Here is a 15,380-nt window from a genome sequence, read left to right on the forward strand (position 1 = left end):
CCGTGCTTCGCTGTGCGGGTGAGTACCGACAGCGCCCCGGTGAGCGGCGACGGGGCCGTGGAGTCGCCCGTGCTCGGCCCGGTCGTGTGCGCCGCGCTGCGGATGGAGGCCCGCGCGGTCCGGCGCGGGCTCAGCCGCACCCCCGTCGTGGTCGTCGGCTACCGGGCGCGGCACGCGGCCCGGCTGCCGGACGCGTGCGCCGCCCTCGTCGCCGTCGGCTTCGGCGGCGCGCTCGACGAGCGGCTGCGGCCGGGCGACGTCCTCGTCGCCGACGAGATCCGCGGCGCGGGCGGGGCGGCGGTGCCGTGCAGCGCGCCGCGCCTGCTCGCGGAGGAACTGATCCGGGACGGCCTCAGCGTGCAGGTCGGCCCCCTGGTGACCACGGACCACGTCGTCCACGGCGCGGAACGCGCCAGGCTGGCCGCGCAGGGCGCGCGCCTCGCCGACATGGAGTCGGCCGTCGTCGCCGCACGGGCCGGCAGGCTGCCGGTCGCCGCCGTCCGGGTCGTCGTGGACGGCCCCGGGCACCCGCTGTGGCACCCCGGCACGATCGGGCGCGGGCTGGCCGCGCGGCGCGTCCTGGCCCGCACCGGCCCGGCCCTGGAACGCTGGAGCGTGCTGCTGGTCCGCGGCGAGGAGGGCACCGCGACCGGCTGAGCCGTCCCGCCCAGCGCTCAGCCGTGCCCGCCTCCGTGCGCGCCTCCGTGCCCGCCTCCGGAGCCGGCGCCGTCGTGGTGGTCACCCTGGACGATCTCGCCGCCGAGGTCCTTGCGGAGCGACTCCAGTGTCGGCTTCTCGCTGACCGCCACCCAGCGGGCCCCGACCAGGTACCACCCGCCCCACGGCTTGGCCTCGTGCAGCCAGGAGTCCATGCCCTGGTCGCTGACGAAGCTCAGCAGGACGTAGCGGCCGCGCGGGGTCTTGCAGTTCCCCTGCTCCAGATCCTTGACCTTGCGCGTGCCGGTCACGTCGCAGTCCGTCCGCCGGGCCAGCTCCCGCAGGCTCGCCGGCTCGGCGGCCTTCCCGCCGGAGGAGGCGTCCGGCTTCGCGGAGCAGCCGGCCGCGAGCGGCGCCGCCAGCGCCGCCGCGCACAGCAGCGCGGCCCTCACGCGCGGCAGCGTGATCGGGCCGAGGGGGTGTCGGGGACCCATCGCCATTCCTCTCCGGGGTGAGATGCGCGATTCGACGGATGAATACGCGTCCCGCCCCGGCGGGGTTCACCGATCCGCTCAGGCCATCAGGCGCGCGCCCGCCGCCGCGCGGACGTCGGGCTCCTCGGCGCCGTCCTGGTGCAGCCGTCGCAGCCGCAGCACCGTCTCGCGAGTGAGCGGGGCTGAGCGGGCGGCCTCCGCGCGCACGCCCTCCTCGCAGTCCCACAGCCCCTCGGCGGTGTAGGACTCGGCCGTGTGCGGGGCGGTTCTCGTCAGCGCGGTCAGGATGCGGGGTCTCAGATACGCGTAGGTGGACTCGGTCCAAGCGGTCTTCAGCAGCGGGACGGCCTCGCCCGCGCGCAGCCGCCCCAGCCCCTCGATCGGCCCGGCGGCGCCGCCCCACTCCCGCCGGGCGACGGCCCCGCGCAGCTCGTCCATGAGCAGCGGGATGTCCTGCCGGGTGCCGTACCGGGCGAGGATGCGCAGCCCCATGTCGGCGCAGCCGCCGCGTTCGGCCGCCCAGGCCCGCGCCCGCGGCAGCGTCTCCGGCCCGTACTCGCGCAGCGCCCGGCGCACCGCGCCGCCGAACCTGCTCGGCCGCTGCGGCAGCAGCTCCTCGGCGAGGTCGAGCAGCGCCGGCGTCCGCCGCCGCCCCAGCTCGAAGATCGCCGCGATGGCGCCCTCGCCGCGCCGCCGCGCCAGCTCCAGCAGTTCCGCCTCGCTCTGCGCGTCCCGCGCGGTGGCGGCGGCCATCGCGCGGCGCGCCGCGCGGCCCGCCTCCCGCTGCCGCGCCAGCGCCCGCGCCACCCGCGGCTGCCGCGCCGCCCACGCCTCGATCACCGGGTTGCGCCCGAACGGGATCAGCGTGTCCAGGTCGGCGTCGTCGCACCGCGCCGCCACCAGCTCGTCCAGACCGATCGTCAGGGACGGATCCTCGAGGTCGATGAGCTCGGTCACCGCGTCGAACCACTGGGCGCCCTCCTCGGCGTACCGCCGCAGCGGCGCCGCCGCCTCGCGCCGGCTCAGCCGCACCAGGTCCGCGAGCACGCCGAGCGCCAGGTCGACCCGCCAGTCGTCGGGATCGGTGTGGTCGGACGGGTCGAACAGGTGCTCGGCCACCGGCCCGGCCGGCAACTCCAGATCCACCATCAGCCGGGCGTAGTACAGCCGCCGCGACTCGCACTGGCGGTCCCATCGCGGGTCCCGCCGGACGCAGGCGTACACGTACTCGCCCGCCCCCGGCCTGTCCGCCGCGCGCCGCGCGGCCCTGCCGAGCCCACGCTGCAGCTGACCGTGCAGCGTGCCCGCCGATTCCAACACGACCTCGTTGCTCACCCCGCCAGAATGCGCACTAGACCAGATAACGGGCAAGTCCTTTACCCCAGGTCGTCCTCGTCTCACATCTCCCGCTGCGCGGTCCAGGAGGCGTGCAGGTCGGCGTAGACGCCGGGCCGGGTGACGAGGGTCTCGTGGGGGCCGCGCTGGACGATGCGCCCCGCCTCGAAGACGATCACCTCGTCGGCGGCCTCGGCGGTGGAGAGGCGGTGGGCGATGGAGATCGCCGTGCGGCCGCGGGTCAGGCCGTCCAGGGCCCGCTGGATGCGGACCTCGGTGGCCGGGTCGACGGCCGAGGTCGCCTCGTCCAGGACGAGCAGGTCCGGGTCGGCGATGTAGGCGCGGGCCAGGGCGACGAGCTGGCGCTCGCCCGCCGAAAGGGATTCGCCGCGCTGGCCGACGGGCGTGCCGAGACCCTGGGGGAGCCCGGCCAGCCAGCCGGCGAGGCCCAGCTCCGTGAGCGCGCGGACGAGGTCCTCGTCGGACGCGCCGGGGCTCCCGTAACGGATGTTGTCGCCGAGGGACGCGTCGAACAGGAAGCCGTCCTGCGGGACCATCACGATCCGCTCGCGCAGGGACGAGAAGCGGACGTCGGTGAGGGGCACGCCGTCCACGAGGACGCGGCCGGAGACGGGGTCCATGAGGCGGGTGAGGAGCTTGGCGAACGTCGTCTTGCCCGAACCCGTCTGCCCGACGATCGCCACGCGGCTGCGGGGCGCGATGTCGGCGTTCACGTCATGGAGGACGCGCGGGCCGCCCGGATAGGCGAACCCCACCGACTCGAACCGCACCTCGATCGGGCCGCGCGGCAGCGTCCGGCCGGCGTCGCCCGGGTCGGCGACGTCCGGGACGGTGTCCAGCACGCCGAGCACGCGGCGCCAGCCGGCGATCGCGTTCTGCGCCTCGTTCAGCACTTCGGTGGCCGTCTGCATCGGGCTGACGAACAGGGTGACGAGGAAGAGGAACGCGACCAGTTTCCCGGCCGAGACCTCGCCCGCGATGCCGAGCAGGGTGCCGGCGATGACGACGGCGGCCGTCGCCACCGCGGCGACCAGCTCGCTGACCGGGAACGTCAGCGCGACCATCATCTGCGCGCGGGTCTGCGCCGCCCGGTAGGACTCGACGGTCTCCTCCACCTTGGCGCCGGTGCGCTCCTCGGAGGCGTAGGCGCGGATGACCGGGGCGCCCACGACCGACTCGCCGACCGCGGCCAGCAGGTCGCCCATGCGCTCGCGCACCCGGAAGTAGGCCGCCGACACGATCCGCTGGAAGCGGCGCAGCGCGAACGCCAGCGGCAGGAACGCCGCCCACACCAGCAGCGCCAGCTGCCACGAGTAGACCAGCATCAGCACGCTCGCCACGAGCAGCTGCCCGATCGACACGATGAACATCAGCCCGCCGGACTGCATGAACTGGCTGATCTGGTCGACGTCGCCCGTCACCCGCGACACCAGCGCGCCGCGCCGCTCCCCGCTCTGGGTGAGCATCGAGAGGTCGTGGACGTGCCGGAACGCCTTCACCCGCAGCGCCGCGAGGCCGCCCTCGGACGTCCTGTAGAGCCGCACGTTCATCAGGTACGCGCACACGGCCGTCACCAGCACGGCCACCGCGCACAGCAGCACCGCGGTCCGGATGAAGGCGATGTCGGGGCCGCCGGCGCGGCCGAGGCCCTTGTCGATCGTCTGCTGGACGGCGACGGGCACCACCACGCGGCCCGCCGTGGACACGAGCGCGAGGGCGAGCGTTCCGGCGAGGCCCGCGCGGAACTCCGGGCTGAGCCGCAGCCCCCGCCTGAGCGTGCTGATCGCGCCCTCGGTCACCGCCGCGGTGTCCAGGCCCACGGTGTTCGGGGCCGTGCTGGTCCGGCCCGTGCTGGTCTGGCCCGTGCTGTTCTGCCCCGGGCCGTTCGGGCCGGTGGTGTTCAGGATCGTCATGCCAGTGCCCCCTCGCCGCCCTCGACCGCCTCGTGCTCCGCCTCGGCCCGCTCGTAGGCGTTGACGAGGTCGCGGTAGCCCTCCGACCGCTCCAGCAGGTCGGCGTGGCCGCCGCGCGCGACGACGCGGCCGTGCTCCATGTAGACGACCTCGTCGGCCAGCGCGATCGTGGCCTTGCGGTAGGCGACGACGACCACGGTGGCGCCGCCCGCCTCGCCCGACTGCGCCTCCCGCAGGCTGCGCAGGATGCGGGCCTCGACCTGCGGGTCGACGCTGGACGTCGCGTCGTCCAGGACGAGGAGGCGGGGCCGCCGCACCAGCGCGCGGGCCAGCGCGAGCCGCTGGCGCTGCCCGCCCGACAGCGTCGCGCCGCGCTCGCCGACCCGCGCGTCGAGGCCGCCCGGGAGCGCCGCGACGAAGCCCTCCGCCTGCGCGAGGCGCAGCGCCTCCCAGACCCGCTCGTCCGGCACGTCCAGGCCGAGCGTCACGTTGCCGCGCACGGTGTCGTCGAACAGGAACGTCTGCTGCGGAACGAGCGCCGCCGTCGCCGCGACCCCGCCGCGGCGGACGTCGCGCAGGTCGACGCCGTCCAGCAGGACGGAGCCGTCGGCCGGGTCGACCAGCCGGACCAGCAGGGAGGTCAGCGTCGACTTGCCGGACCCCGTCGGGCCGACCACCGCGATCGTCCGGCCAGGGGACGCGGCGAACGACACGTCGTGCAGGACGTGCCTCCCGGAGCCGCTTACGTCCCCGGCCGCCTCGTAGGCGAACCTCACCTCGCGGACCTCCAGCTCGGTCGCCTTGCCGGAGCCGTCCACCGCGCCGTCCCCGTACGGGAGGGAGCCGCTCGCGTCGAGCACGCCGCGGACCCGCCGCCACCCGACGACGCTGCGCGGCACCTCGCCGAGCACCCAGCCGAGCGCCCGGATCGGCCACGACAGCAGCGTGAACAGGTAGGCGACGTTCACGAGGTCGCCCGGCGACATGGCGCCCGCCTCCAGCCGCAGCGACCCGATCAGCAGGACGGCGAGGACGCCGAGGTTCGGCAGGGCCTCCAGCACCGGGTCGAACAGCCCGCGGATCCGGCCCACCGCGACGTTGGCGTCCCGCAGCGCCTCCGCCCGCTCCCGGAACCGCCGCGTCTCGGCCGCCTCCCGGCCGAGGGTCTTGACGACCAGGCCGCCCTCGAAGCTCTCGTGCGCCACCTCGCTGACCTCCGCGCGCAGCTGCTGCGCGCGGGTCGCCACCGGCGCCAGCCGCCGCTGGTACACGACGTTGATCAGCGCGACCGCGGGGAAGACCAGGAAGCCGGCCGCGGCCACGACGACGTCCGTCACCAGGATCGACACCGCCGAGATCAGCAGCATGAACACCACGCCGACCGCCATCGGCAGCGGCGCGATCGGCGCCCACACCGCCTCCACGTCGGCGTTGGCGTTCGACAGCAGCTGCCCGGCCGGATGCCGGTGGTGCCAGGCCAGCGGCAGCCGCAGGTACTGCCGGGTCACCGCGCGGCGGTAGGACGCCTGCATCCGGTACTGCATGAGGCCGGCGTAGAAGCGGCGTCCCGCGACGCCGAGCGCCTTCAGCAGCGCCACCGCCATGATGAGCCCGGCCGCGCCGGCCAGCGCTCCCGCCGTCGTGCTCCCCGACTCGAACGCCGGGAGCACGACCTCCTCGGCCGCCCAGCCGAGCACCCGCGCGGTCGCCACGGTCATCGCCGCGTACAGGGCGCTGGCGAGCACCGACACCGTGAACGCCCGCGGCTCGGCCTTGACCGCGACCCACAGCACGCCCATGCCCTCCCTGAGCACATGCGGGCTGACGCGTCTGGACGCAGGTGGCACGGCGACTCCTCGATCACGACGGTGCCCGGAACATGCCCCCTGCGACCGGGGTGAGGGGATCCACGGGCCTGCACATTGCCTACCATCCCGCTCCGGCGCTTATTCCCGGCGCTCCCGCCACGGCCTACGATCAGGTGATGAGCACACCCGAGGACGGCCCGGCCGATCCCGGCTCCGTCCGGAGCGAGCGGCTGCTGCTGGCCGCCGCGCTGGCGGAGGCGGGGCCGGACGCGGCCACCAAGTGCGCCGGCTGGAGCGCCCGCGACCTGGCCGCCCACCTGGTCGTCCGGGAGAACCGTCCCGACGCCGCCCCCGGACTGGTGCTGTCCCCGCTGTCCTTCTACACCGAGCGCGTCCGGCGCCGCGCGGCGCGCGCCGTCCCGTTCGACCGCCTGGTGGAACGGTTCCGGGACGGACCGGCGAAGTTCTCCCTGTACGCGCTTCCGGGAGTCGACAAAAACGCGAACGGTGTCGAGTTCTTTGTTCACCATGAGGACGTCCTGCGGGCGCGTCCCGACTGGGAGCCCCGGGAGATCTCGCCGGAACTCGAGGAAGTGCTCTGGCGGCGCATAAAAATTGCCCGCTTTGTCCTAAGAAAGTGTCAGGTCGAGGTAACGCTGGTGCAACCGGACGGCCGCGCCCTGCGGGTGCCCGCCCGCGGCCGCGCCGCCCGCGGAGCCGTGCGCGTGCACGGCCCGGTCGGCGAACTCGTCCTGTGGGCGCTGGGCCGCCGGGACGTCGCGGACGTCCGTCTCACCGGGGCCACGGACGCTGTCAAGAGCCTGACCGAGACCGGTTGGAGTCTTTAACGGGCAGGTAACGGCATCGTTCGCCGGGGGGAGAATCGCGTGCCTTGCGGCTCCTCCGCTTTACGGGGAAGCGGTGATACTGTGGGCCCGTCGGTTGCAGTCGTGGTTCTCGATCGTGCAGACGCCCGCGAACTGATGGCAGCGGGCGTTTTGGCTTTTCCGGGACCGTACGGGGGGCGAGAGCGTTCCGCAGCGACCGCACGGGCCCGCGAGGTGTGGGCCCAGGTTTTGCCGCAAGGAGAAAGACATGCCCCAGCAGGGCACCGTGAAGTGGTTCAACGCCGAGAAGGGCTTCGGATTCATCGCCGTCGACGGCGGCGGTCCGGACGTCTTCGTGCACTACTCGGCCATCCAGTCCTCCGGATACCGCACTCTGGACGAGAACCAGCGCGTCCAGTTCGAGGTGACGCAGGGTAACCGGGGTCCGCAGGCCGACCAGGTCGTCCCCCTGTAACACCCGTAGTCGTACGTCTGGGCCCGTTCCCCCCGCCTGGGAGCGGGCCCTTTCGTTCATGGGGCGCCCCGGGCGCAATAAACTTCGTCCATGTCCGTACGAGCGTCCAATCTGGACCCCAAGATCGCGGAGCGGCTGAAGCGCGACCCGAACGGTCTGGTGCCCGCCATCGCCCAGCAGTACGACACCGGCGAGGTGCTCATGCTCGGCTGGATGGACGACGAGGCCCTGCACCGCACGCTCACCACCGGCCGCTGCACCTACTGGTCGCGGAGCCGGCGGGAGTACTGGGTGAAGGGCGAGAGCTCCGGCCACCAGCAGTGGGTCAAGTCGGTCGCGCTGGACTGCGACGCCGACGCCCTCCTGGTGAAGGTCGACCAGGTCGGCGGCGCCTGCCACACCGGCGACCGCACGTGCTGGGACGCCGACGTCCTCGACGCCGTGGTCGGGGAACGTCCCGAGCAGAGCTCATGACGCCCGGGCGTGAGCGCGGCCTGACGGCGCTGCTGTGCGCCGCCGGCGCGGGTCTCGCCCTGCTCGCCGCCGGGCGCACGTGGGCCACCGTCAGGGCCGAGGACGCCATCACCCCGTTCACCCAGACGCTCACCGGCGGCGACCTCGGCGGCGCGGCGGGCGCCCTCGGCTGGGCCGGTCTCGCCGGTCTCGCCGCCCTGTTCGCCACCCGCGGCCGTGTGCGCGCGGGCGTCGGGGTCCTCATCGCCCTGTTCGGGGCCGGGATCGCCTACGCGTCGGCCGTCGCCGTGCAGCGCCCGAACGTCCTGTCGGCCGCCGGCGACAAGAGCGCCCTGCTCGGGCTCGGCGCCGACCCCGCCCTGCACGTGAACCTGTGGTGGATGGTCTCCGTCACCGGCGGGGTCCTGCTGGCCGTCGCCGGGCTCGTCACCGCCGTGCGCGGCGCCCGCTGGCCCGGCATGTCGTCCCGGTACGAGCGCGCGGCCGACCGCGGGCCCGCCGCGCCGGAGCCGGCCGCGGCGGACGACCCGTCCGCGATGTGGCGGTCCCTCGACCGCGGCGAGGACCCGACCGCCCGGCGGAACGGGCCGGCGTGACCGGCGACGGTGGCGGCCTCGTGCTCCTGGTCGAGCATGACCCCGCCGTCGCCGAGCTGCAGCGCCGCTACCTCGCCCGCGAGGGCTTCGACGTCGAGATCGAGGCCGACCCCGCTCGCGCCCCCGCCGCCGCCGAGCGCGTCCGGCCCGACGTCGTCGTCCTCGACCTGTCCACCGCCGGGCTGCCCGCCGAGCTCTACCGGCGCGTCGCCGACGCCGCCCGCCCCGCTCCCGTCGTCGCCGTCACCGGTCCCCTCGACCCCGCGCTCGCCCGCTCGCTCGGCGAGCACCGCGTCGGCCGCCCGTTCGGCCCCCGCGTCCTCGTCGGCTCCGTCGCCGAGGCGCTGCGCCGCGGTACCCCCGCCCGCGCCGCCGGCGGGGCCCCCGCCCCGCTGCGCGCCGGCGCGATCGCCCTCGACCCCGGCGACCGCACCGCCGCCGCCGGCGACCGCCGCGTCTCCCTCACCGTCACCGAGTTCGACCTCCTCGAATTCCTCATGGCCAATCCCGGCCGCGTGTTCACCCGCGAGCAGCTCCTCGACGCCGCCTGGGCCCCCGGCACCGGCGCCGGGAGCCGCACCGTGGACGTCCACGTGGCCCAGCTCCGCGCCAAACTGGGCGAAGGAACCCCCATCAGAACCGTCCGGGGCGTCGGCTACGTCCTGGACGGCTGACGGGCTGTCTATCGTGGACGATGTGACCCGGGTATCCGCTCCGCCGCAGGGAGCGTCGGCGCGCGAGCGGGCGCGGGCGCTGCTGCCGCAGGCGGCGGTGCTCGGCGGTGCGGCCGGCGTGGCGCTGGTCGTGGCGTTCCGAGGCGATCCGAACGAGGCGGGGCACTATCCGGGCTGCCCGTTCCTGACGATGACGGGGTACTACTGCCCGGGGTGCGGCATGACGCGGCTCGTCTACGCTCTGACGCACGGGGACGTGGGCGCCGCCTTCGGCTACAACCCGCTGCTGTTCGCGCTCCTGCCGGTCTTCGGCTACCTCCACGTGCGGTGGACGGTCAGGACCGCGCAAGGGCTGCCGATGCGGACCGTGCTGTTCAGACCGGCGGTGGTGTACTCGTTCCTCGGCCTGGTGGCGGTCTACTGGGTCGTCCGCAACCTGCCGTTCGCGTCCGCGCTGGCACCCTGACCTGCGCGGGGCCGCCGGGTGGGCCTCCCGGGTGGGGGGCGTGCCCGGCGAGGCGGCTACGATCGGTGCACGGAACGACCTGAAATAGGGGGCCTGCGACCTTGAGCGTTTTGGACGAGATCATCGAGGGCGTCCGGGCCGATCTCGCCGACAGGCAGCGCGAGGTCCCGCTGGACGCCGTCAAGGAGAAGGCGGCGGGCGCCCCGGCCCCGCGGGACGCGCTCGCCGCGCTGCGCGGCCCGGGCGTCGCGGTCATCGCCGAGGTCAAGCGCAGCAGCCCGTCCAAGGGCGCGCTCGCCGCGATCGCCGACCCGGCCGCGCTCGCCCGCGACTACGAGGCCGGCGGCGCCAAGGTGATCAGCGTGCTGACCGAGCGGCGCCGGTTCGGCGGCAGCCTCGCCGACCTCGCCGACGTCCGCGCCAGCGTCGACGTCGCCGTCCTCCGCAAGGACTTCGTCGTCACCTCCTACCAGCTGTGGGAGGCGCGCGCCGCGGGCGCCGACATGGTGCTGCTGATCGTCGCCGCGCTCCCGCAGGACGCCCTCGTGTCGCTGGTCGAGCGGGCCGAGTCCATCGGGCTGCTCCCGCTCGTCGAGGCGCACACCGAGGAGGAGGCCGCCCGCGCCGTCGAGGCCGGCGCCAAGGTCGTCGGGGTGAACGCCCGCGACCTGCGCACCCTCAAGGTCGACCGCGGGGTGTTCGCCCGGGTCGCGCCCACCCTCCCCAAGGACGTCGTGAAGATCGCCGAGTCCGGGGTGCGGGGCCCGCACGACCTGCTCGCCTACGCCTCCAGCGGCGCCGACGCCGTGCTGGTGGGGGAGAGCCTGGTCATCGGCCGGGACCCGCGCGCCGCGGTCGCCGACCTGGTCGCCGCCGGCGCCCACCCCGCGCTGCGGCAGGGCGGCTGAGCCCCGTGCTCGCGGCAGGGGTGCGGGGGTCCTCCCGCCACAGCGGCGCGCCGACTGGATAGGGTGTGGGCATGCAGGTCGAACCGCTCCGGGAGCGATGGCGGGGGTAGTCCAGGATCCCGTTCACCCCGATCGACCACTTCTCCCACGACAGGACGCGTTTTCCCATGACCATGGACACCGCCGCGCGCGGTGCTGGACCCGTACCCGACGCCACGGGCCACTTCGGCCGCTTCGGCGGCCGGTTCGCCCCCGAGGCGCTGATGGCGGCGCTGGACGAGCTGACCCGCGAGTTCGAGGCCGCCAAGCAGGACCCCGGCTTCACCGCGGAACTGGACGACCTCCTCGCGAACTACGCGGGACGCCCCAGCCTGCTCACCGAGGCGAAGCGCTTCGCCGGGCACGCGGGCGGCGCCCGGGTGCTGCTGAAGCGCGAGGACCTCAACCACACCGGCTCCCACAAGATCAACAACGTGCTGGGCCAGGCGCTGCTCACCCGCCGGATGGGCAAGTCCCGGATCCTCGCCGAGACCGGCGCCGGGCAGCACGGCGTCGCCACCGCCACCGCCGCCGCGCTCCTCGGCCTGACCTGCACCGTCTACATGGGCGAGGTCGACACCGAGCGGCAGGCCCTCAACGTCGCCCGGATGCGGATGCTCGGCGCCGAGGTCATCCCGGTGCGGACCGGCAGCCGCACCCTCAAGGACGCCTGCAACGAGGCGTTCCGCGACTGGGTCGCCACCGTCGACGACACCCACTACTGCATCGGCTCCGTCATGGGCCCGCACCCGTTCCCGATGATGGTCCGCGACTTCCAGCGCATCATCGGCGTCGAGGCGCGGCGGCAGTGCGTCGACATGACCGGGGCCCTGCCCGACGCGGTCGTCGCCTGCGTCGGCGGCGGCTCCAACGCCATCGGCACCTTCCACGCCTTCGTCGAGGACGAGTCGGTCCGGCTGTACGGGTTCGAGGCCGGCGGCGACGGCGTCGCGACCGGCAAGCACGCCGCGACCCTCACCGGCGGCTCCCTCGGCGTCATCCACGGCATGCGGACCTACCTGCTGCAGGACGACGACGGCCAGACCCTCGAAACCCACTCGATCTCCGCCGGCCTCGACTACCCGGGCGTCGGCCCCGAGCACTCGTGGCTGCACGACAGCGGCCGCGCCGAGTACCGCGAGATCACCGACGCCGAGGCGATGGACGCGTTCGCGCTGCTGTGCCGCACCGAGGGGATCATCCCCGCCATCGAGTCCGCGCACGCGCTCGCCGGCGCGCTCAAGGTCGGCAGGGAACTCGGCCCGGACGCCACGATCCTGGTGTGCCTGTCCGGGCGCGGCGACAAGGACATGCACACGGCCGCCGCCTTCTTCGGCCTGATGCCCGGGGGAGAGGGCCGATGACCGTCCAGACCGCCTACGACAAGGCCGAGGCCGAGGGGCGGGCCGCGCTCGTCGGCTACGTGCCCGCCGGGTTCCCCACCCGAGACGGCGCCGTCGAGGTCGCCAGGACCATGGTCGACGCCGGCTGCGACGTCATCGAGATCGGCCTGCCCTACACCGACCCGATGATGGACGGCCCCACCGTCCAGGACGCCGTCCACCAGGCCCTCGTCGGCGGCGCCCGCGTCGCCGACGTGTTCGGGACGGTCGAGGCCGTCGCCGCCACCGGCGTCCCCGTCCTCGTCATGACGTACTGGAACCCCGTCGACCACTACGGCGTCGACCGGTTCGCCCGCGACCTCGCCTCCGCGGGCGGCTCCGGGCTGATCACGCCCGACCTCACGCCCGAGGAGGGCGGCGAGTGGCTGGAGGCGTCCGACGCACGCGGCCTCGACCGGGTGTTCCTCGTCGCGCTCAGCTCCACCGACGAGCGCATCGAGACGATCACCGGCGCGTGCCGCGGCTTCGTGTACGCGGCGTCGCTGATGGGCGTCACCGGCGCCCGCTCCGCCGTCGACACCGGCGCCCCGCGGCTGGTCGAGCGGACCCGCGCGATCATCGACAAGGCCGGGACCGGCCTGCCCGTCGGGCTCGGGCTCGGCGTCGGCACCGGCGCGCAGGCCGCCGAGGTCGCCGGGTTCGCCGACGGCGTGATCGTCGGGTCGGCGTTCATCCGCCGCGTCCTGGACGCCCCCGACCTCGGGTCCGGGCTGGCCGCCGTCCGGTCGCTCACCGAGGAGCTCGCGGCGGGCGTCCGCGCCGGCCGCTGACCCGGCCCGCTGGCGCTGCCTGCTGGAGTTGCCCGCTGACCACGCGTCAACCGTCCGCCCCGCACACGCCTGCCGAGCCCGCGCGGAACGCGGAGAACCCGCCTCCGCGCGGGCTTCGCGGTCCGCCGGGAACTCTGGACGGCCGCCGCCGAGTTCATGCTTGTGGTACCGCCGCTCTCCAATAGGGTGTGATCGCCGGCGGAGCCGGCGGAGGCGGTCCGGAAGGAACACGATGACGCAAGAGATGACGGCGGAGGGCCGGGCCGGGACGGCGTCGCCGCCGATGCCGCCCGCGTGGTTCCAGGTCGCGGCGTGGCTGCTGACGCTCGGCGGGTTCGGGATCTCCGTCTACCTGACGATCAGCCACTACGACGAGGGCGCGCTGGTGTGCTCGGCGACCTCGACGATCGACTGCCACGCGGTCACGACGAGCAAGTACTCCAGCCTGCTCGGCATCCCGATGCCGCTGCTCGGGCTGGCGTTCTTCGTCGGGTTCGCGGCGCTGCTGACGCCGTGGGCGCTGCGCGCGACGTGGCCGCCGCTGCGCTGGGGCCGGGTGGCGGCCGTCTCGGTCGGCGTGCTGTTCGTCGTCTACCTCGTCACCGTCGAGCTGGTGATCCTGCACAAGATCTGCCTGTGGTGCACCGGCGTCCACGTCGCCACCGTCCTGCTGTTCCTCCTCGTCCTGGCCGACGAATTCCGACGGATCGGTCAGGTCGACTAATCTCGCCGTTACCGCGCCGCACTATGCGGCGCCGGTCCGCACGCATAGGAGAACCAATGAGCAAGGCCGCACGAGAGCGGTCCGCGAGGGAGCGCCTGGCCGCCGAGCGCAAGCGGCAGGCGGCCCGGGACAAGCAGCGGCGGCTGCTCGCCATCGTCCTCGGATCGGTGGTGGCGGTGGCGCTGATCGTCGTCGCGACCGTCCTGGTCGTCGACCAGAAGAGCAAGAACGGCCGGGCCGAGCCGCACACGGGGGCGCTCGCCCCGCTCAGCCGCCAGGACGACGGCTCCATCGTGATGGCGAAGGCCGGGGTGACCAAGCCGGAGCTGGAGATCTTCGAGGACTTCCAGTGCCCGATCTGCAAGCAGTTCGAGGCGGCCACCGGCAAGACCGTCGAGGAACTCGCGGTGCAGGGCAAGGTCAAGGTCGTCTACCGGCCGTTCCACCTGTTCGGGCAGCAGAAGGACCCCGTCCGCATCAACTCGCTGCGCTCGGCCGAGGCGGCCCTCTGCGTCCCGGCCGACAAGTGGATCTCCTACCACGACGCGCTCTTCAAGTTCCAGCCCGCCGAGGGCTCGGAGGGCTTCTCCCCCGACGACCTCGTGAAGTGGGGCAAGGACGTCGGCGTCACCGACGCGAACTTCGAGAAGTGCGTCCGGGACGAGCAGAAGAAGTCCACGGTCGACGCGATGACCAACTACGCGCTGCAGCAGCGCGGCGTCGATGGGACGCCGACGGTCTTCCTGAACGGCCAGAAGCTCGACCAGTCCCAGTTCATGAACCCCGCCGGGCTGCGGGCGGCCGTCGAGGCCGCCGGCGCCTCCGGGAAGTGACCTCCCCCTCCGGCGCTTCCTGAGGACCTCGCCCGCCCGTCACCGCTACGCTCGTGACAGATCAGGAGCACGCACGGTAGCGATCGGGGGATCGATGAGCGAGCAGGGCAGGGGACCGTCCGCGCGGCGGCGTCTCGCGGACGAACGGGCGCGGGCGGCGGCACGGGGACGCCGGCAGCGGGCGCTGCTGGTCGTCCTCGGCGCCGTCGCCCTGGTGGCGGTGGCGGTCGTCGCGGTCGTCGTGCTGACCTCCCGGACCGGCGGCACGCCCACGATCAGCAACTACAAGGGCGCGCTCGCCCCCGCGACCCGGCAGCAGGACGGCTCGGTCGCGATGGCGAAGCCGGGGGTGAACGCGCCCGTCCTCGACGTCTGGGAGGACTTCCAGTGCCCCGCGTGCAAGTCGATGGAGGAGCGGCTCGGCGGGGCGATGAAGCAGCTCGCGGCGGAGGGCAGGCTGAAGGTCGTCTACCGGCCGTTCCAGCTGTTCCAGCAGGATCCGCTCATGTCGAACTCGCGGCGGGCCGCGAACGCCGCCGCCTGCATGCCCGCCGACCACTGGGTCCAGTACCACGACCGGCTCTACGCCGAGCAGCCCGTGGAGGGGACGAGGGGCTTCCTCCCGCGGGACCTCGTCGAGTGGGCCGCCGATCTCGGGGTGACCAGCCCGTCCTTCGCCGCCTGCGTCAACGGCGAGCAGCAGATGAAGGCGGTGGACCAGGCGAGCGTCCGGGCGGGCCGGGCCGGCGTCGACTCCACCCCGTACCTGGCGCTGAACGGCAAGAAGGTCGGCGCCGGTGTCCTCGGCTCGCCCGACGAGCTGAGGAAGGCCGTCGCGAAGGCCGGCGGCGGCACGCCCGTCCCCGGCGGCACGCGGTCCAGCGGCACGGCCTCCGGCCTGCGCGGCGGCATGCCGGAGGCAACGGCTTCGTTGCGGTGGTAGAGAGGGCGCCCATCGCGCCC

The 15,380-nt window shown here is 74.2% G+C and carries 17 protein-coding genes; 13 read left to right on the forward strand and 4 right to left on the reverse strand.

The annotated features are described in order from the left end of the window. Positions 1–18 precede the first annotated feature (18 nt). A complete protein-coding gene (locus SM418_RS17650) occupies positions 19–657 on the forward strand; it encodes a phosphorylase family protein (protein ID WP_371941931.1) in 639 nt (212 codons plus the stop codon). 17 nt (positions 658–674) lie between these two features. Here SM418_RS17650 and SM418_RS17655 read toward each other — a convergent pair whose 3' ends face one another. The 4 genes from SM418_RS17655 to SM418_RS17670 form a co-directional block, all read right to left on the reverse strand. Further along, positions 675–1,151: a hypothetical protein gene (locus SM418_RS17655; protein WP_371941932.1), complete on the reverse strand. Its 477-nt coding sequence runs from the start codon at positions 1,149–1,151 to the stop codon at positions 675–677. A gap of 78 nt (positions 1,152–1,229) precedes the next feature. Continuing rightward, positions 1,230–2,486 (reverse strand): hypothetical protein, encoded by a 1,257-nt coding sequence (locus SM418_RS17660; RefSeq protein ID WP_371941933.1) that lies wholly within the window; start codon positions 2,484–2,486, stop codon positions 1,230–1,232. Positions 2,487–2,548: 62 nt separating this feature from the next. Further along, positions 2,549–4,420, reverse strand: a complete 1,872-nt coding sequence (locus SM418_RS17665) for an ABC transporter ATP-binding protein (RefSeq protein WP_371941934.1) — start codon at positions 4,418–4,420, stop codon at positions 2,549–2,551. Further along, positions 4,417–6,219 carry an ABC transporter ATP-binding protein gene (locus tag SM418_RS17670; RefSeq protein ID WP_371942052.1) on the reverse strand — a complete coding sequence of 601 codons (1,803 nt, stop codon included), beginning with the start codon at positions 6,217–6,219 and terminating at the stop codon, positions 4,417–4,419. Before SM418_RS17670 ends, SM418_RS17665 begins: the two co-directional genes overlap by 4 nt. 185 nt (positions 6,220–6,404) lie before the next feature. Here SM418_RS17670 and SM418_RS17675 point away from each other — a divergent pair, with 185 nt between their 5' ends. From SM418_RS17675 to SM418_RS17730, 12 genes are all read left to right on the forward strand, one after another. After that, positions 6,405–7,076: a TIGR03085 family metal-binding protein gene (locus SM418_RS17675; protein ID WP_371941935.1), complete on the forward strand. Its 672-nt coding sequence runs from the start codon at positions 6,405–6,407 to the stop codon at positions 7,074–7,076. 247 nt (positions 7,077–7,323) lie between these two features. Further along, positions 7,324–7,530 (forward strand): cold-shock protein, encoded by a 207-nt coding sequence (locus SM418_RS17680; protein WP_018657218.1) that lies wholly within the window; start codon positions 7,324–7,326, stop codon positions 7,528–7,530. Positions 7,531–7,620: 90 nt separating this feature from the next. Then, complete coding sequence (gene hisI / locus SM418_RS17685; RefSeq protein WP_371941936.1) at positions 7,621–8,004, forward strand: phosphoribosyl-AMP cyclohydrolase; 384 nt, start codon at positions 7,621–7,623, stop codon at positions 8,002–8,004. After that, positions 8,001–8,600, forward strand: coding sequence for a Trp biosynthesis-associated membrane protein (locus SM418_RS17690; RefSeq protein ID WP_371941937.1), 600 nt, complete (start codon positions 8,001–8,003; stop codon positions 8,598–8,600). The genes hisI and SM418_RS17690 overlap by 4 nt, the downstream gene beginning before the upstream one ends. Next, positions 8,597–9,274: a response regulator transcription factor gene (locus SM418_RS17695; protein WP_371941938.1), complete on the forward strand. Its 678-nt coding sequence runs from the start codon at positions 8,597–8,599 to the stop codon at positions 9,272–9,274. Before SM418_RS17690 ends, SM418_RS17695 begins: the two co-directional genes overlap by 4 nt. 22 nt (positions 9,275–9,296) lie before the next feature. Then, positions 9,297–9,740, forward strand: a complete 444-nt coding sequence (locus tag SM418_RS17700; protein ID WP_371941939.1) for a DUF2752 domain-containing protein — start codon at positions 9,297–9,299, stop codon at positions 9,738–9,740. 101 nt (positions 9,741–9,841) lie between these two features. Next, complete coding sequence (gene trpC, locus SM418_RS17705) at positions 9,842–10,648, forward strand: indole-3-glycerol phosphate synthase TrpC (protein WP_371941940.1); 807 nt, start codon at positions 9,842–9,844, stop codon at positions 10,646–10,648. 167 nt (positions 10,649–10,815) lie between these two features. Then, complete coding sequence (gene trpB / locus SM418_RS17710) at positions 10,816–12,051, forward strand: tryptophan synthase subunit beta (protein WP_371941941.1); 1,236 nt, start codon at positions 10,816–10,818, stop codon at positions 12,049–12,051. After that, the gene (trpA, locus tag SM418_RS17715) at positions 12,048–12,860 is read left to right on the forward strand and encodes a tryptophan synthase subunit alpha (protein ID WP_371941942.1); all 813 of its coding nucleotides are present in this window, start codon (positions 12,048–12,050) and stop codon (positions 12,858–12,860) included. The genes trpB and trpA overlap by 4 nt, the downstream gene beginning before the upstream one ends. Before the next feature lie 232 nt (positions 12,861–13,092). Further along, on the forward strand, positions 13,093–13,584 hold the full coding sequence (locus SM418_RS17720) for a vitamin K epoxide reductase family protein (protein WP_371941943.1): 492 nt from the start codon (positions 13,093–13,095) through the stop codon (positions 13,582–13,584). Positions 13,585–13,640: 56 nt separating this feature from the next. After that, positions 13,641–14,417: a DsbA family protein gene (locus tag SM418_RS17725; RefSeq protein WP_371941944.1), complete on the forward strand. Its 777-nt coding sequence runs from the start codon at positions 13,641–13,643 to the stop codon at positions 14,415–14,417. 94 nt (positions 14,418–14,511) lie between these two features. Then, positions 14,512–15,360, forward strand: a complete 849-nt coding sequence (locus SM418_RS17730) for a DsbA family protein (protein ID WP_371941945.1) — start codon at positions 14,512–14,514, stop codon at positions 15,358–15,360. The last annotated feature ends 20 nt before the right edge of the window (positions 15,361–15,380 follow it).

The sequence above is a fragment of the Actinomadura chokoriensis genome, from assembly GCF_041463665.1.
Taxonomy (GTDB): Bacteria; Actinomycetota; Actinomycetes; order Streptosporangiales; family Streptosporangiaceae; genus Spirillospora; species Spirillospora chokoriensis_A.